Origin of the sequence: Sulfuriferula sp. GW1, assembly GCF_047300855.1 — a bacterium.
Taxonomy (GTDB): Bacteria; Pseudomonadota; Gammaproteobacteria; order Burkholderiales; family Sulfuriferulaceae; genus Sulfuriferula.
In genome coordinates, this window is sequence record NZ_CP170197.1 from 75,714 (window position 1) to 92,030 (window position 16,317).

Annotated in this window: 12 protein-coding genes; 3 read left to right on the forward strand and 9 right to left on the reverse strand. The window is 58.1% G+C overall.

Going from position 1 to position 16,317, the window contains the following annotated elements; translation table 11 throughout:
• The first annotated feature begins 1 nt into the window (after position 1).
• Positions 2-1,300, forward strand: a complete 1,299-nt coding sequence (locus ACFDAU_RS00425) for a metal ABC transporter permease (protein ID WP_413438073.1) — start codon at positions 2-4, stop codon at positions 1,298-1,300.
• A gap of 112 nt (positions 1,301-1,412) precedes the next feature.
• Here the strand turns inward: ACFDAU_RS00425 and ACFDAU_RS00430 are convergent, their stop codons facing one another.
• The 6 genes from ACFDAU_RS00430 to ACFDAU_RS00455 form a co-directional block, all read right to left on the reverse strand.
• Positions 1,413-3,737, reverse strand: a complete 2,325-nt coding sequence (locus ACFDAU_RS00430; protein ID WP_413438074.1) for an EAL domain-containing protein — start codon at positions 3,735-3,737, stop codon at positions 1,413-1,415.
• Positions 3,738-3,813: 76 nt separating this feature from the next.
• On the reverse strand, positions 3,814-4,656 hold the full coding sequence (locus ACFDAU_RS00435) for a phosphate/phosphite/phosphonate ABC transporter substrate-binding protein (RefSeq protein ID WP_413438075.1): 843 nt from the start codon (positions 4,654-4,656) through the stop codon (positions 3,814-3,816).
• A 137-nt stretch (positions 4,657-4,793) separates the two neighbouring features.
• Positions 4,794-6,137, reverse strand: a complete 1,344-nt coding sequence (gene mpl, locus ACFDAU_RS00440; RefSeq protein ID WP_413438076.1) for a UDP-N-acetylmuramate:L-alanyl-gamma-D-glutamyl-meso-diaminopimelate ligase — start codon at positions 6,135-6,137, stop codon at positions 4,794-4,796.
• Between the two features lie 36 nt (positions 6,138-6,173).
• Complete coding sequence (locus ACFDAU_RS00445; protein WP_413438077.1) at positions 6,174-6,608, reverse strand: hypothetical protein; 435 nt, start codon at positions 6,606-6,608, stop codon at positions 6,174-6,176.
• 132 nt (positions 6,609-6,740) lie between these two features.
• Entirely contained in the window at positions 6,741-7,115 is a 375-nt protein-coding gene (locus ACFDAU_RS00450; protein WP_413438078.1) for a YidB family protein, read from the reverse strand.
• 75 nt (positions 7,116-7,190) lie between these two features.
• The gene (locus ACFDAU_RS00455) at positions 7,191-8,063 is read right to left on the reverse strand and encodes a DMT family transporter (RefSeq protein ID WP_413438079.1); all 873 of its coding nucleotides are present in this window, start codon (positions 8,061-8,063) and stop codon (positions 7,191-7,193) included.
• A gap of 85 nt (positions 8,064-8,148) precedes the next feature.
• Here ACFDAU_RS00455 and ACFDAU_RS00460 point away from each other — a divergent pair, with 85 nt between their 5' ends.
• The gene (locus ACFDAU_RS00460; protein WP_413438080.1) at positions 8,149-8,343 is read left to right on the forward strand and encodes a hypothetical protein; all 195 of its coding nucleotides are present in this window, start codon (positions 8,149-8,151) and stop codon (positions 8,341-8,343) included.
• A 298-nt stretch (positions 8,344-8,641) separates the two neighbouring features.
• Here ACFDAU_RS00460 and metH read toward each other — a convergent pair whose 3' ends face one another.
• The 3 genes from metH to ACFDAU_RS00475 all read right to left on the reverse strand — a co-directional run bounded on the left by metH (position 8,642) and on the right by ACFDAU_RS00475 (position 15,508).
• A complete protein-coding gene (metH, locus tag ACFDAU_RS00465) occupies positions 8,642-12,337 on the reverse strand; it encodes a methionine synthase (RefSeq protein WP_413438081.1) in 3,696 nt (1,231 codons plus the stop codon).
• Positions 12,338-12,535: 198 nt separating this feature from the next.
• The gene (locus tag ACFDAU_RS00470) at positions 12,536-14,641 is read right to left on the reverse strand and encodes a putative bifunctional diguanylate cyclase/phosphodiesterase (protein ID WP_413438082.1); all 2,106 of its coding nucleotides are present in this window, start codon (positions 14,639-14,641) and stop codon (positions 12,536-12,538) included.
• Between the two features lie 36 nt (positions 14,642-14,677).
• The gene (locus ACFDAU_RS00475) at positions 14,678-15,508 is read right to left on the reverse strand and encodes a phosphate/phosphite/phosphonate ABC transporter substrate-binding protein (RefSeq protein WP_413438083.1); all 831 of its coding nucleotides are present in this window, start codon (positions 15,506-15,508) and stop codon (positions 14,678-14,680) included.
• 322 nt (positions 15,509-15,830) lie between these two features.
• Between ACFDAU_RS00475 and ACFDAU_RS00480 the strand changes: the two genes are divergently transcribed.
• Positions 15,831-16,217, forward strand: a complete 387-nt coding sequence (locus ACFDAU_RS00480) for a rhodanese-like domain-containing protein (RefSeq protein WP_413438084.1) — start codon at positions 15,831-15,833, stop codon at positions 16,215-16,217.
• Positions 16,218-16,317 lie beyond the last annotated feature (100 nt).

The following is a 16,317-nucleotide window of genomic DNA, read 5'->3' on the forward strand; positions in this document are numbered from 1 at the left end:
CATGAACGAAGCGCTGCAGTTGTTATGGCTGCCTTTCGCCGCCAGCCTTGTTCTGGTGATGGCGCATGCCTATTTCGGGCTGCAGGTGCTCGCCCGCAAGGTGATCTTTGTCGACCTGGCGCTCGCCCAGGCGGCGGCACTGGGCGCGACACTGGCTTTCCTGCTGGGCCATGCGCCGCAGACGGCGGGAAGCTACGCCTGGTCACTGCTGTTTGCCCTGGGTGCCTCAGCCCTGCTCACCGCCACCCGTTTCTGGGCCGGCCGCATCCCCCAGGAAGCGTTGATCGGGGTGATCTACGTGGTCGCCGCCGCCGCCGCATTCCTGCTGGTGGACAAGTCCCCGCAAGGCACCGAGCATATCAAGCAGATGCTCACCGGCAACATTCTCACTGTTGCCGAACGCGATTTGTTCATTGTGACACCGCTGTATGCCGCCATCGCCGGATTGCACGCCTGGGCCTCGCATCGCGGCTGGCTCGGCGGTACGCCGGCACGGGAGCTGCTGGGCGACTTCACTTTTTATGCCTGCTTTGCGGTGGTGGTGACCAGTTCCGTGGCACTGGCAGGGGTATTACTGGTGTTCTCGTTCCTCATCATTCCGGCCGCCATCGGCGTGCTGTATGCGGCGCATACCATGCATCGGCTTGCGATAGGCTGGGTCGCTGGCGCAGTCGCGAGCGCCGGTGGATTGGCGGCGTCCTATATGTGGGATTTGTCCACCGGTGCGGCGATGGTGTGCGCGTTCGGCGTGGTGCTTGCGTTCGCGGGCTTGCTGCGCCCGCTGGCATTCGCGCGCCGCCGATGGCATGTCGTGTCACGCGGCGTCGCGGTGTTGCGTTGGGGTTTGGCAGGGCTGCTGGCCGGATCGGCGCTATGGTGGACTGCGGCACCGCGTGCCGATCAGCCGTTTCCGGATACGCTGGAGGATCTGGCGCCTTCGGTGCGCATTGTCTATATGTCGGTGCGTGAAATCGCTGCCATCGACGAGGCCGCAGCCTATGCCGAACGTTATCGGCAGGATGGAGAACGGCTCAATGCGAGGGAAGCCGAGAGCCGCTGGAGTGGCCGCCCGCTCTCTGACGAGACCGTACGCAAGATCTCGTCATTTCTGCAATCCTACAACGAGATGCGCAGAGGCGAGGAGTTCGTGCAACGCGAGATTCGCGCTCAGGCACGCGAGCGTAATCGCTGGGGTGGTTTGCTGGTCGGTGCGGGCTTGGCTATTTTGGTTGCGCCACGCTACCGGCATGGATGGAGACTTCGGCAAACCATGGCTGCCAGACTACTCAAAGCCCGCTAAACTCGCCGGATTTTCCAGTTCATTTGCGCGAATTACCGCCGCTATCTGTTCACCCCGGGCGGACTTTGCTGCAGGTAGCGTGCCGTGCGGTCACCGCGGCATTGCAGCCCGCTTATCCCTGCAGAGCCGGGTGATCGGCAATCGGGCGGTCGAGGAAATAGCCCTGAACGAGGTCGACCCCGAAGCGGTTCAGTAATTCGAGGGTGGCCTCGTCCTCGACGAACTCGGCTACGGTGATCTTGCCCATTCCTCTGGCCACGTCGGCAATGGATTTAACGAACAACTGATTGTCATGGTCGCTGGTCAGATCGCGAATGAACAGACCGTCGATTTTCAGCGTGTCCACCTTCAGGTATTTGAGGTAGGCAAAAGACGAGAAGCCGGTGCCGAAGTCGTCCAGGCAGGTCGCACAACCAGTCAGATGCAGTGCCTCGATGAAACGCCCCGCGTCATGCAGGTCACCAATTGCCGAGGTCTCGGTGATCTCTATCAGCAAACGGTGCGGATCGACGCCATGCCGGACGAGGGCGTCCTGAATATAACCGGGCAATGACGGGTCGGCCAGGGAGCGTCCGGACAGATTGATTGCCAGGGCGCGCAGCTTGAGGTGACGTGCCAGGACAGTGACCGCCTCGTTAACGACCCAGCGATCCAGTTCGAGAATCTTGCCGGATTTTTCGGCGATGGGGATGAAGAGTGCCGGCATGACCAGTTCGCCGGGCTTTTCCTCGTCAATCATGCGTACCAGTGCCTCGAGGTGCGACAGGGTACGATCGGCGGTGTGATATACGCCCTGAAAATGCAGCCGGAACAGGTTTTTTTCGAATGCATGCGATAGCCGCTCATTCCAGGTGAGGCGGGCCACCATTTCCTTGCCCATATCCAGCTCGGGCCGGTATACCTGCCAGGTATTCTTGCCGCATGACTTGGCCTGATACATGGCCGTGTCGGCATGGGCGATCAGCTCCTCGATGGAGGTGCCATGTTGCGGATAGAGCGCAATTCCCAGACTGATCGTGACGCGCAGATGTTGTTCTTCGAAAATGAGCGGGAGCCGGGCAATGGCTTGCACCACACGTTCTGCCAGATCTTCAGCCTGTTTCAGATCGGAAATCTGCGGAATCAGTAGCGCAAATTCATCACCTCCCAGCCGGGAGAGGACTTCATTGCGACGGATCAGGGTGGAAAGCTCAGTGGCAATACGGATCAGCGTGGCGTCGCCCGCATAGTGTCCGAAGGTGTCATTAATGTACTTGAATTCATCCAGATCGAAGAATAGTAATGCCCCCTGAGTACCTGTGCGCTCGGCTTCAGCAAGCAGTTTTTCCATCTCTTCATGCAGGCGATGACGGTTGAACAAGCCGGTGAGCGAGTCGCGTTCTGCGAGATAGACGAGCTGCTGCGCGGTTTGCTGCTCCTGAGTGACATCCTCGAACATCCATAAATGGCCGATAAATTTCTTTGTGGCGTCATACACTGGGTGACTGAGCCGGGTAAGCAATCTACCATCCGACAAACGAATTTCCGTGGCAGGGTGCTCTTCGGGGGAATCGGCCGGTGTCGCCATCAGGCTGACGAGCTGGTTTGGATCGGCCAGCATGCAGCCAGCCTGGGCGATTGCCTCGGCAGGCGACTTGCCATGCAAAGACAGGCCCGCAGGCTGTCGCCAGATATGCTGAAACGCCGGGTTGTAATAGATGATACGGTTGTCCGTATCGGCAAATAGAATGCCCAGTTTCATGGCATGCAGCAACGCGATCAGACGCGCCTGCTCTTCATGCAACTGGGCCGTGCTTGCTGTCAGCGCCCCAATCTGTCCGGCAATGGCATCCGCCATGGAGTTGAAGGCACGGGTCAGCGCGCCGACCTCATCATTGCTGCGCATCGGCAGGCGGATTTCCAGCCGCCCTTGCGCAAAGGCATCGGAAGCGCGGGTCAAACTGGCAAGGTGACGCGTCAGCCAGTATCCCAGGCCAGCCAGCAGCAAGGTAGACAAAAGGATTTCCACCCCCGCAATCAATATGCTTTGTTGAACCAGGTGAGTGCGTGCTTCGGATAGAAACCGCGTTGAGACGCCATAGTATAAAGTGCCGTATTTTTGCCCCGCGAGCATGATTTGCGTGCTGGTATCGAACTGATCTGTGCGGGCATGGCTAAACTTCGTTGCCGCCATGGACGTTGGCGGTGCCCGGCCTTTTTCCCAGCCCGAAGATGCAACGATAAGTCCCGAACTATCTACCAATACCGCGTAAACGATCCCATCCTGGTGCTCGCTTTCGGCAAGAATCTCATGCAGGGTGGCGTAATCCCGTTGAGCCAGTGGTGCGGCGAGGGCTGCATTGAACAGGGTATCAAGTTCCGTGTACCGTACTTGAGCCTGGTTGAGCAGGCTCTCCTGGCTCAGGCGTACACTGTTGACCACCAGCAGGGTCAGCATCGCCACTTCTACGATCAGTGAGAGAGGACCAGCTTGGAACGCAGCGACAGGCCGCGCGGCATATTCAATAACAAGGCTAGTGGTCCAGATGTTGCTGAAGATAGCGGGCGTAGGAGTCGAGAGACTTCATCTCCTCGGGCGTGATTTCGCGCATGCCCAGATAGCCGGTCACTTCGAAGAATTGCTTGCCTTCGGGCAGGGCTGGAGAAAAAGCCAGCAGTGCTGATTTGAGCTGCGGGACTTCGCGCGTCAGACGCGGATTTGCCAGCCACACGAGACCCGGTATCTCAGGGAGACGGGCATAAACCTGGGGCCCCTCCTTGATGTTCGCCGGCATCTGCTTCCAGCCCGCTGGGGAGATGATGGCCAGAGCGCTTTCTCCGCTCAGGACTGAATATCCCGAGCTGTTATGGCTGGGTGTTTCCAGCAGACGGAAATCCGATCCCTCGCGCAAGCCCTGCTCTTCCAGCCAGGCCAAGGCTTGACCGGTAATCAGCGCAAAGCGATCCAGGGTGGCAACTGTACGTCCGCGCAAATCCCGAATGGATTTGAGCGGGGCAGTTAGGGAGGTCAATAGTAAGGCCCGATTCGCTGCCTTATACGTGGCCAGCGGGAGATAGCCGTTGTCGATTTGCGCAAGCCGTCCCATGTGCGCGGCGGTCACCACGATGTCATACTCGCCCGCCATCGTGCTTTTGTGGAAAGCAGCAAAATCCGTTGCAGTCACCAATTCAACCGGGCGTTTTAACGTCTGCTGGAGATAGATACGGAACGGCTGATAGTTATTGAGCAGGACGCGCGGACTCAGCGTGGGCAATATACCCACAACCAGCGTGTTTCCCTGCGCAGCACCCAGAATGGGCCATAGACTCAGCAGGCAGGCGAGTAGCCAGCCTTTGCCGGATATAAACTTTCCCATACCCCATTCCTCCTCGATCCCTGCGGTTTTTTTAGTTTTTCAGGGCAACTCCATTAATTGCTATATCGGCTTTTGATCGTCGAACTTGAAGCCGACGGAACGGGCATCGTTTCCGACAGGTTACGGGGACAAGGCCGTTATCGCGTGGACAAACGCGCCAGCAGTTTTTCATGGATGCCGCCAAACCCGCCGTTGCTCATGACCAGCACCTGGTCGCCAGGCCGCGCCTCGCTGACTATAGCTGCAACCAGCGCATCGAGATTGTTGTGTACCTGGGCGATATCTCCCATCCGGGCAAACACGCTATCGGCGTCCCAGCCCAGATTGGCAGCGTAGCAGAACACCTTGTCGGCATCCTTCAGGCTGGCGGGCAAGGCGTCTTTCATCGCGCCCAGCTTCATGGTGTTGGAGCGCGGTTCCAGTACAGCGAGAATGCGCGCTATACCCACCTTGCGGCGCAGACCCCCCACCGTCGTGGCGATGGCGGTGGGGTGGTGAGCAAAGTCGTCATATACGGTGATGCCATTGATGATGCCGCGGATTTCCATGCGGCGTTTGACGTTTTCGAAGCGTCCCAGCGCCTCGCACGCGACTTGTGTGGAAACACCGGCGTGGCGGGCGGCGGCAATGGCGGCCAGGGCATTGTGTACGTTATGCGCCCCCATCAGCCCCCATTCCACCCGGCCTTGCGGCTTGCCGTTGAATTCCACGTCGAAGCTGGCCTCGCCGCCGCTGGCAGTCCAGTCGTCCGCCACGCCCAGCCATTCCACCGGGGTCCAGCAGCCGCGCGCAATGACGCGGCGCAGGCTGTCTTCGCTGCCATTGGCGATGATCCGTCCCTGTCCCGGTACGGTGCGCACCAGGTGGTGGAACTGGGTCTCGATGGCGGGCAGGTCCGGAAAGATGTCGGCGTGATCGAATTCCAGGTTGTTGAGGATCGCGGTGCGCGGGCGATAGTGGACGAACTTGGAGCGCTTGTCGAAAAATGCGGTGTCGTATTCGTCAGCCTCGATCACGAAAAACGGCGATTCGGTCAGGCGTGCAGAGATGCCGAAATTCTGCGGGATGCCGCCCACCAGAAAGCCCGGCGTCAGACCGGCGTCTTCCAGTATCCACGCCAGTATCGAGGTGGTGGTGGTTTTGCCGTGGGTACCCGCGACGGCCAGCACCCATTTGCCGTGCAGCACGTTTTCCGCCAGCCATTGCGGGCCGGAAATGTATGGCAGCCCGCGATCGAGTACCGCTTCCATCAACGGGTTGCCGCGCGTGACCACATTGCCGATGACGAATACGTCGGGTTTGAGATCAAGCTGGGCGGGATCGAATCCTTCGATCAGTTCTATGCCCAGTGCGCGCAACTGGTCGGACATGGGCGGATAGACATTGGTGTCGCAGCCGGTAACAGTGTGACCGGCGGCGCGGGCAATGGCGGCAATGCCGCCCATGAAGGTGCCGCAGATACCCAGAATGTGCAGATGCATGGAATCGCTATCGTAAAAATTGGTTCGGTTAAAAGTTCAGCTGAGCCCTGCGCCGTCGCTAATCGTGCCCTTGCCTAGATCCACCAGGATATTACGCCCCGGCATCAGCGTGGCGACCGCCAGCAGGAAGATTTCGACGAACTCGTTACGTTCATCCTCCGGCAGCTTGGTGACGCGGTTGAAGGTGCCGAACATGGAATCGTGAAACGCGGCAATGTAGAGAATGCGGCGCTTGTTTTCGGCCACGTCGTTGGGATCGGCGCTTTCCGTCACTTGTGTGATGACTACTTCACCCAGCTTTTCGCGAATCGACTGGAACAGATGGTGGATATACTCGGCCGCGCTCTGGCGGCCTTTATCGTCTTGCAGGGTAAGGTCCGCGCTCACCATCTCGCCGGATCGGGTCTTCAGGGTAACGCGTTTTTCCTGCGGCGGAACGGGTGGCGCATTGGGATTGATGATGAGGCTCATTGCTGTCCTTTTTCGGGCAATTGTGCATGATAGCCTGTTCGGCGGGCATAAAAAAAGCCGCAACAAGGTCGCGGCTTTTAATTGTACTACCCAATCTCAGCCGAACAGCCTGCCTTTGAGCAATGCCATGCCCTATTCTACCAGATCGTCCGATGGGACTTCACCATTGGGCGTGAGCTTGTCGACAACGCCGGGCAGCATTTGCGCCAGCCCTGCGGACAGGGCGTCTGGCGAGATGCCGGCCTGCGCGGCGAGTTCCTGAATCTTGCTGCTGCCCAGCGCCTGCTGAATGGCTTCACCGGAAACCGGCTGATTTGCACCGGTACCGACCCATGAGGACACGGCGTTGCCCAGCCCGCCTTGAGAAAGCTGCGAAATCAGGCCGGCCAGTCCACCGGATTGCTGATTGTTGACCAGCCCCAACACTACGCTCATCAAGCCGCCCTGGCCTTCTCCACCGGCCATCTGGCCCTTGACCATATTCATTGCTTCGTCAAACAGTCCCATGTTTCCCCCTTTATGCTGTTGTATGAAGTCTTCACTTTAGAGCATTTAATAATGCCTGAATAAAACTTGTTGGGTTTATCTGGCCATGCGCACCCACAAGCGCCATTGATGTATGCCCAGTCCGAGCAGGATCAGCACGGTGCCGAGCCATACGTCGACACCCGGGCGTTCACCGTTGAGCGTCTGCCCAAGCAAGAGCGCGCTTACCGGCGTAATCAAGGTAATCAGCGCGACCTGACCGGCTTGCAGATGTTTGGTGACGTAAAAATACAAGGTAAACCCTGCCACCGAGCCGAAAATCCCTAGGTAAAGTGTGGACAGCCCGGCACGCATGCTCCACTGCGGGATATGTCCGAACAGTATCAGCCACAGCGGCAGCAGCAGTCCCACCACCAAAGTCAGTGCGCCCGTGGTCAGCGCCAGCACAGGTAGCGCAACACCGGTGCGCTTGACCCATACCAGGCTGGCAGCCTGAATTGCCACCGCACACAGGATGGCCGCAATCCCGGGCAGTGCCTGCGCACCGGTTTTTGCACCTGCGCCAAAAATGACGATCAGCCCGGCCAGCCCCAGCACAATACCCGCCAGTTTGGCCGGAGTCAGGCGTTCCGCGTCGCTCATTACCAGGCCGATCAGCCCGGTAAATAACGGAATCAGGCCAAACAACACGGCAATCAGACCGGACGGTACGTAGCGCGCACCCCAGTACACCAGCAACATTGCCCCGAAAATACCGGAACCGGCAGCCACGTAGGCATTGAGTGCGGCACGCGAGCGCACCATATTGATGCGCAGCACACGCATCAGAACCAGGCACGCCCCCAGGCCGATGAGCATGCGCACCAATAACGGAAACATGAAGTCCGCCCCCACCCCGCTCCATTGGATAGCCAGCGGAGTGGTAGACCAGATCAGGATTACGCCCAGATAGGCGGCAGGGATAGACATGGTATTAATCGGGCGTAAATATTGCTTGTAATTTGGGTGCCTGGCAGCATATCAGGCATGAGCAGTTTCACTACGGAGGTGCATCATGATTGTATTCGACATCGAATCCGGACGCATTGACGCCCCCAGTTTTAATCATCTTTCCACCGTGCCGGCGCAGTCCGGGACTGACGTAATGCGGCACGATATGACTTTTGCCGTACCCCGCTTGATGACGCTGGAAGAAGCAATATGGATAGAGTCGCAGCATACCGGCGCCAGTACCCGGGCGGGAATGTAAAACTTATCGACGACCATATTGTGCCGATTTCGGTGAGCTAATCTCGTCATTATTGACGATGCGATTGATATGCCCCGCTTTGGTAGGCCAAGCGGGCGGCTTAACCCGGCTGAGCAAATTGCATAGGCTATGCTCCAATCCGTTGCCCAAAGTACTACGGGTATTTTTTGCCCTGAAATTCTACCTGATATCCCGTCTTCGATAGCGTCTCTCAGCCCAGGTTAGCGCAAAGATTCCACCAAAATTGAGTGTCCGAAATGAAGGAATGGTCAGTCCGGGAAATTGACCCAATGTCCATTTATACTTCGCCGTCGTAGCCCAAGTTTGGCGCCAGCCAGCGCTCGGCGGTGGCAATATCCCAGCCCTTGCGCTGTGCATAATCCTCGAGCTGGTCGCGGTCTATCTTGGCGACGGCAAAGTAGCTGGATTCCGGATGCGAGAAATAGAATCCGGACACGCTTGAGGCGGGCAGCATGGCGAAACTTTCAGTCAGTTGCATACCGGTGTTTTCGGTAGCTTGCAGCAGTTCGAATAACGGTGCTTTTTCGCTGTGCTCGGGGCACGCTGGATACCCTGGCGCGGGACGAATGCCGCGATATTTTTCATCGATCAGTTCTTCGTCGCTGAGTGCTTCGTCTGCGGCGTATCCCCAGAATTCGCGCCGTACACGGGCGTGCATGCACTCGGCAAAAGCTTCTGCGAAACGGTCAGCGAGCGCCTTGAACAGAATGGCATTGTAGTCATCGAGATCTTTTTCGTACGCGGCCACACGCTCGTCCATATCGAGCCCGGCGGTGACGGCAAAGGCACCGATATAGTCTTTTACGCCGGAGTCCCTAGGTGCGATGAAGTCGGCCAGACACATATTGGGGCGGCCCGGTGGCTTTTCCATTTGCTGGCGCAGGGCATGGTAGGTCATCGCCACCTGGGTGCGCGATTCGTCGGTGTAGATTTCGATGTCGTCGCCTAAGCGGTTGGCCGGGAACAGGCCGATCACACCGTTGGCGTGCAGCCAGTTTTCGTCGATGATGCGTTTCAGCATCGCCTGCGCATCGGCAAACAGCTTGCGCGCTTCCTCGCCCACCACTTCATCGTGCAGGATTTTGGGATAGCGTCCGTGCAGCTCCCAGGTCTGGAAGAACGGGGTCCAGTCGATATAGCGGGCGATCTCCGCCAGCGGGTAATGCGTGAATACCTGCACACCCAGCTGTCTGGGTACCGGTGGCGTGTAGGCGTTCCAGTCGGTGACCAGGGCGTTGGCGCGCGCTTGCGCCAGGGTGGCGCGTTTGGACTGGGCACGCTTGCCCTTGTGGCTTTCGCGGATGCGGATGTAATCGGCCTTGACCTCGGCCATGTAGGCGTCGCGCAACTCCGGGGAGAGGAGTTGCGTGCACACCCCGACTGCGCGCGAAGCGTCTTTTACATACACCGTGGCGCCGCTGTAATGAGGCTCGATTTTAACCGCGGTATGGGCCAGCGAAGTGGTGGCGCCGCCGATCAGCAACGGCAGCTTCATGCCGAGGCGTTCCATCTCTTTGGCGACGTGAGCCATTTCTTCCAGCGAGGGTGTGATCAGTCCGGACAGGCCGATGATGTCGGCCTTTTCATCGACTGCGGCTTGCAGGATTTTTGCGGCGGGCACCATCACGCCCAGATCCACCACGTCGTAGTTGTTGCACGCCAGCACCACGCCGACGATGTTCTTGCCGATGTCGTGCACGTCGCCTTTCACCGTGGCCATGATGATCTTTCCTTTGGCCTCGGCAGCCACGCCGCTCAGCAGCTTTTCTTCTTCGATGAACGGAATCAGATGCGCCACCGCCTGCTTCATCACGCGCGCCGATTTCACCACCTGCGGCAGGAACATTTTTCCCGCGCCGAACAGGTCGCCGACCACGTTCATGCCATCCATCAGCGCGCCTTCGATGACGTGGATCGGGCGCGCGGCCTGCTGACGCGCTTCCTCGGTGTCCTCGATGATGTAGGTGGTGATGCCTTTCACCAGCGCATGGGTGAGGCGTTCGCCGACCGGGGCTTCACGCCAGGACAGGTCTTCCACCTGCTCCCTGGCCGAGCCTTTTACGCTGTCGGCGAATTCCACCATGCGCTCGGTGGCGTCGGGGCGGCGGTTCAAAATCACATCCTCGACGCGTTCGAGTAAATCGGCGGGAATCTGGTCGTATACACCCAGCTGGCCGGCGTTGACGATGCCCATGTCCATGCCGGCCTGGATCGCGTAATACAGGAATACGGTGTGGATCGCCTCGCGCACCGGCTCGTTGCCGCGGAACGAGAACGACACGTTGGATACGCCGCCGGAGATTTTCGCAAACGGCAAGGTGCGCTTGATCTCGCGCACCGCTTCGATGAAGTCCACCGCGTAGTTGTTGTGCTCCTCGATGCCGGTGGCGACGGCGAAAATATTGGGGTCGAAAATGATGTCTTCGGGCGGAAAGTCGAGCTGTTCGGTGAGGATTTTGTAGGCGCGGGTACAGATTTCCACTTTGCGCGCGCGGGTATCGGCCTGCCCCGCTTCGTCGAACGCCATCACGATCACCGCCGCGCCGTAACGCCGGCACAGTTTGGCGCGTTCGATGAACTCGGCCTCGCCTTCCTTCATCGAGATCGAGTTGACGATGGACTTGCCCTGCACGCATTTCAGGCCCGCCTCGATCACCGACCACTTGCTCGAGTCGATCATGATCGGCACGCGCGCGATGTCGGGTTCCGAGGCGATCAGGTTGAGGAAGCGCACCATCGCTGCTTCCGCGTCGAGCATGCCTTCGTCCATGTTGATGTCGATGATCTGCGCGCCGGCTTCCACCTGGGTGCGTGCCACCGCCAGCGCCTCGTCGTACTGGCCGTTGATGATGAGGCGCGCGAACATCTTGGAGCCGGTGACGTTGGTGCGCTCGCCGACGTTGACGAACAGGTCGCCCTCGCCCAGATTGAACGGCTCCAGTCCGGAGATGCGCAGCTTTTTCTCGATATCGGGGATCACGCGCGGCGGATAAACTCCCACCGCCTCGCGGATCGCCTGGATATGCGCAGGCGTGGTGCCGCAGCAGCCGCCGATGATGTTCAGCATCCCGGCCTGCGCCCATTGGCGGATCTGCGCGGTCATTGCTGCGGGCGATTCGTCGTATTCGCCAAACGCGTTGGGCAGCCCGGCATTGGGGTGGGCCGAGACAAAGCAGTCCGCCTTGCTCGATAACTCCTCGACATACTGGCGCAGTTCGCTCGCTCCCAGCGCGCAGTTCAGGCCGATGGACAATGGCCGCACATGGCGCACCGAATTCAGGAACGCCTCGGTGGTCTGGCCGGACAGGGTGCGCCCGGAAGCATCGGTAATCGTGCCGGAAATCATGATGGGCAAACGCAGCCCGTGTTCGTCGAAATATTTTTCGACCGCAAACAGCGCGGCCTTGGCGTTAAGCGTGTCGAAAATGGTTTCCACCATCAGGATGTCCGCGCCGCCATCCACCAGACCGCGCGTTGCTTCGGTGTAAGCGACGACCAGTTCGTCAAAACTGACGTTGCGGAACCCGGGGTCGTTCACGTCCGGCGACATGCTGGCAGTACGGCTGGTGGGTCCCAGGATGCCGGCGACAAAACGCGGTTTGTCAGGAGTTTTGGCCGAGTACTCATCCGCTGCACTGCGCGCCACCCTGGCGGCCTCGATGTTAAGCTCGTAGACCAGATCCTGCATGTGGTAATCGGCCATCGAAATGGACGTGGCGTTGAAGCTGTTGGTCTCCAGGATATCCGCACCCGCTTCCAGATAGGCCGCGTGTATGGCGCGAATGATATGCGGCTGGGTGAGCACCAGCAGATCGTTGTTGCCCTTCGGGTCATGGGCAAAATCGGCAAAGCGCGTACCGCGATAGTCGGCTTCCTCCAGCTTGTAACTCTGGATCATGGTGCCCATGGCGCCATCAAGGATCAGGATGCGTTTTTTGAGGGCGGCGAGGAGCAAATCGGTACGTGTGGTCATAGCGGTGCAAGGTGCAGCGGAAAGCCGGTTATGATACGTGGAATCAGGGGCTTGAGCCAATGCGGCAGCAATTGTGCCGGACTCGTTTGTTGCCCGGTCTGCGCGCACGAACCGTTACCGGGCTGGGTCTGTGGGCCGCTTGTGGAGCGGTCGGCGAGCTCGATAAATGGCCGCAACGCCTACTCTATACGAGACGCGCTATGCATGTCGGGAAAATTCCGGGGCATCTGTCACGCTCCAGGGCGACTGTTTCAACCAGACCAGAAGTTCATCCCTGGGGATGGGATGGCTCATATTGAAGCCTTGTGCCGAGTCGCAGCCCAGGCGTTTGAGATCCTCCCAGACCTCATTGTTTTCAACCCCTTCGGCAACCACGCTGAGTCCCAGGTTGTGTGCCAGTCCGATCAGTGAGCGCACGATGACTGCATCGTTGGCATTGGTTGTCATGTTCAGTACGAACGATTTATCGATTTTGAGCTTCGCCACCAGCAACTTCTGCAGGTAGGCCCTGGAAGAATATCCGGTGCCGAAATCATCAATGGATAGTGAGACACCCATGCCGTGCAGACGATTGATGGCGTCAATGGCGAGTGCGGGATCAAGCATGATCGCAGTTTCGGTGATCTCCAGTTCCAGCCATTCTGCTTTTGCGCCGGTTTCCTTCAGGGCATTGGCAACAATTTCTGGAAACAGGGGATCCTGCAGGTTTATCGCAGAGATATTGACTGCTACGGTCAGATGGAACCCGAGTTGGTGCCAGTCGCAACAATTTCGCAAGGCGTCGCGTACTACCCACGTGGTAAGCGGCTTGATCAGCCCGGTGCTCTCCGCGAGGGGGATGAACCGGTCCGGAAACATGAGGCCATGCCGTGGATGACGCCAGCGCACCAGGGCCTCGACCCCACTCACCTGATGGCTATTGCAATCGATTTTGGGCTGATAAAACAACTCGAGCTGGTTGCTTTCTATGGCCTGCCGTAACTCGGACTGGAGGGCCAGTCGATCGATACTGAAGCTGTCATTCATTTCGCTGTACATGACATAACCGCTGTGGTTCCGTTTGGCGTTATACATGGCCGCATCCGCGCATTGCAACAGCGTGTCGATTTCATTGCCCTGTTCCGGATAGAGCGCTATCCCTACGCTCATGCTGATATCCAGACTGCGCCCTTCGAGCAGCAAGGGTTTTTGTACTATCGCAAGCATTTTCTGAGCAATGTCCACCGCCGCTTCCTTGCCAGCGATGCCCGGCAGTACAAGGGCAAATTCATCGCCACCCAAGCGCGCAGCAGTGTCGGTTTGTCGCAGTGTGCTGGTAATGCGCGAGGACACCGCCTGTAATACCATGTCGCCGCTATGGTGGCCCAAAGTATCGTTGATTTCCTTGAAGCGGTTCAGGTCCATCAACATCAGGGCGACGGAATGATGTTTCCGTTCTGCTGCGAGCATTGCCTGCCGAAGTCGATCGTATAGCAGCGTCCGGTTGGGCAGATGCGTGAGGGCATCATGTAACGCTTGATACGCCAGGCGTTCGTTGGCCGATTCCAGCTCTTTGGTGCGTTCGTCTACCCGTACTTCGAGTTCCTGGTTTAATCGCTGTATGTTTTCTTCAGTTGCCTTGCGTTCTTTGTAAAAGATATGCAGTTTTTCCGACATATCGTTCACGACGGTGATCAACTCGCGAAATTCGCGGCTGGCAGAATGCTTGACACGGGTGCCGAAATCGCCTGTCCCTATGCGATGTACAACAGCGGATAAATGAGTCAGAGGGCGCAAGCCCGCTTCCAGCAATCCCCACAGCAGAAAAGAAAGCAGCGCGATTTCAATGAGGGCAAGCCAAGCTTCGCGTTGCGCGTTTTCCCAGGTTTGCTCAATCACCTCGCCATGGGACACGATGGCGGTTACTTCTCCGTAACGAACGCCGCCAATGTCAATCGGAAAGCTGTCGGACTCTATAGGCAGATCCAGGTAGGAGACAAACCAGCCTGGCGTTTTCGGAACCAGGGCAGTTGTACTCGGTTGTGCGTCTGCAATCGCATATCCGCGATCATCCAGTACAGTAATACGGCGGAATTTTTTCTCGGAGTAGAGCAACTCCACGGTGCTGCGCACCGTGGCAAGATCGTTGGTAATCATGGCATTTGTCAAGGTCCGGGCGAGGGTGCGGCTGACCCACTGCCCCTGGTCTTGCTGGGTGGCGTGGGCATGTTCCCGGGCTTGCTGGGATAGCAGGAAAATGCGGGTGCCGGTATGTACCAGAATGACAATGGTGACTGCCAGAAACAAACGCAGGCGCAGACTCATGAATATTGTTCCTGGGATACAACCGGTAAGGGGGATTTAAAGTTCTTCCTGATAGAGACGCCGGGTTGCATCGTAGTCCGCATCTTTTACAGTCAGGAACCCCGGGATGCCGAGGGTTTTCAGCAAAGCGCGGCCTTTCGGATCGGTAGTCATGCCGACCAGCGTTTTCTGCACGGCTTCGGCATCCGGCTTGGGTACCCGTGGATGCGCCTGAACCGGAATATTGGGCCAGGGCTCGGATTCATAAAGTACCCTGAACCGAGTCTTGTTGTCCGCCTGGAATTGATCGGAAAACAGTTTGTTGAGGCTGGCGGCATCCGCCCGGCCGGTTTGAAGCAGTACGGCTGTGCCGCGCTGGTTGGCGCCAAAAACCTGATTGACCGTCACATGGGCCTGTTTCAAGGCTGATACCGTAACCTGATAGGCGACAAAAGCATCTCGGGACGGGAAAGCGACGGTTTTGCCCTCCAGACCCGCCAGCGTTTGGATGGAGGAGTTCGCATCTACCACAATCTGTCCCACGAGAGGGTGGCCGCCCCATTGGGCCAGAGGTATGTAATGCGCCTGCGCATAACGGGGATCAAAATTATGATTACTATACAGAAAATCGAATTCGCCTCGTGCCGTCATGGCATCTGTCTCCTGCACGGTCGTCCCCATTTTGAGCTTGAAAGCGATACCGGTTTTAGTCTGCAGATACTGAAGGATCGGATTCCATAGGGCTGCTGTTGCCGCGGGTGGCTGCTGATTCAGTACGCCGAAGCTATATTCCTTCCCCGCCCATGATGGCCCCGCACTGCCTGTCAATAACACAGCGAGCAACGCATTCAGCTTCGCATACCGCCAGATCATCGTGCTGATAGTCAAGATAGCCCCCTCTTTCGGCGTTATCAGTGGCACCGCAGCTGTCGGTTAAGCAGGCGAACAGCAAGGGCCTTATTAACCCGAAACGTCGTCAATACCAACTCACCCCGTGAATTGCCGGTGGAACAGGCTGTGATGAGAATGGCGTGTGTTCAGATAACGGCAAGTCTGCTGTTTTCTTGATCTTGCATCCTGCGCCAGTAGGTATACACCTCATCCCGCAGCATTGTGCAATAATCGGCTCATCGGTGGCCATCGATTCCAGACCGGGGAAATGCACTGGAGGCCCCGGGTTTTTGTGTCTCAGTCTACGGAGCCTGCCAGCATGCAACCTCTCAGCCCGAAAGAAGCACATGCTTTCCTGCAAACCCATCCGGATGCGGTATTCATCGACGTGCGTTCGGAAATGGAGTTCCTGTTCATCGGCCACCCGAAAGATAGCATCCATATTGCCTGGAACGAATTTCCGGACTGGGATGTGAATCCGCACTTTCTCGCCCAGGTGCGGCGTGCGACTTCGGTCGACCGCCCACTGGTACTGATCTGTCGCAGCGGCAACCGTTCCGCTGAAGCCGGGCAGTTTCTCGAGCAGCATGGCTACACTGAAGTTTACAATGTGCTGCACGGTTTTGAAGGCCCGCTCGACGATCATCATCACCGCGGCAGCCTCTCCGGCTGGCGCTTCGAGGGCCTGCCCTGGGAGCAGTGCTGACCGGCAAAAAAAGTCACTTTCCAAGCCCACCATGTTGGGCTACCATGCGCGCTGTTATTTAAAGCGGAGATGCTTTGTGGGTACTAGTTCAGGTGACAGT

Excerpts from the sequence above, each read along its gene's own strand:
- ACFDAU_RS00425 (WP_413438073.1), top strand. The coding sequence starts at position 2 with ATGAACGAAGCGCTGCAGTTGTTATGGCTGCCTTTCGCCGCCAGCCTT.
- ACFDAU_RS00430 (WP_413438074.1), bottom strand. The coding sequence starts at position 3,737 with ATGCTGACCCTGCTGGTGGTCAACAGTGTACGCCTGAGCCAGGAGAGC.
- ACFDAU_RS00435 (WP_413438075.1), bottom strand. The coding sequence starts at position 4,656 with ATGGGAAAGTTTATATCCGGCAAAGGCTGGCTACTCGCCTGCCTGCTG.
- mpl (WP_413438076.1), bottom strand. The coding sequence starts at position 6,137 with ATGCATCTGCACATTCTGGGTATCTGCGGCACCTTCATGGGCGGCATT.
- ACFDAU_RS00445 (WP_413438077.1), bottom strand. The coding sequence starts at position 6,608 with ATGAGCCTCATCATCAATCCCAATGCGCCACCCGTTCCGCCGCAGGAA.
- ACFDAU_RS00450 (WP_413438078.1), bottom strand. The coding sequence starts at position 7,115 with ATGGGACTGTTTGACGAAGCAATGAATATGGTCAAGGGCCAGATGGCC.
- ACFDAU_RS00455 (WP_413438079.1), bottom strand. The coding sequence starts at position 8,063 with ATGTCTATCCCTGCCGCCTATCTGGGCGTAATCCTGATCTGGTCTACC.
- ACFDAU_RS00460 (WP_413438080.1), top strand. The coding sequence starts at position 8,149 with ATGATTGTATTCGACATCGAATCCGGACGCATTGACGCCCCCAGTTTT.
- metH (WP_413438081.1), bottom strand. The coding sequence starts at position 12,337 with ATGACCACACGTACCGATTTGCTCCTCGCCGCCCTCAAAAAACGCATC.
- ACFDAU_RS00470 (WP_413438082.1), bottom strand. The coding sequence starts at position 14,641 with ATGAGTCTGCGCCTGCGTTTGTTTCTGGCAGTCACCATTGTCATTCTG.
- ACFDAU_RS00480 (WP_413438084.1), top strand. The coding sequence starts at position 15,831 with ATGCAACCTCTCAGCCCGAAAGAAGCACATGCTTTCCTGCAAACCCAT.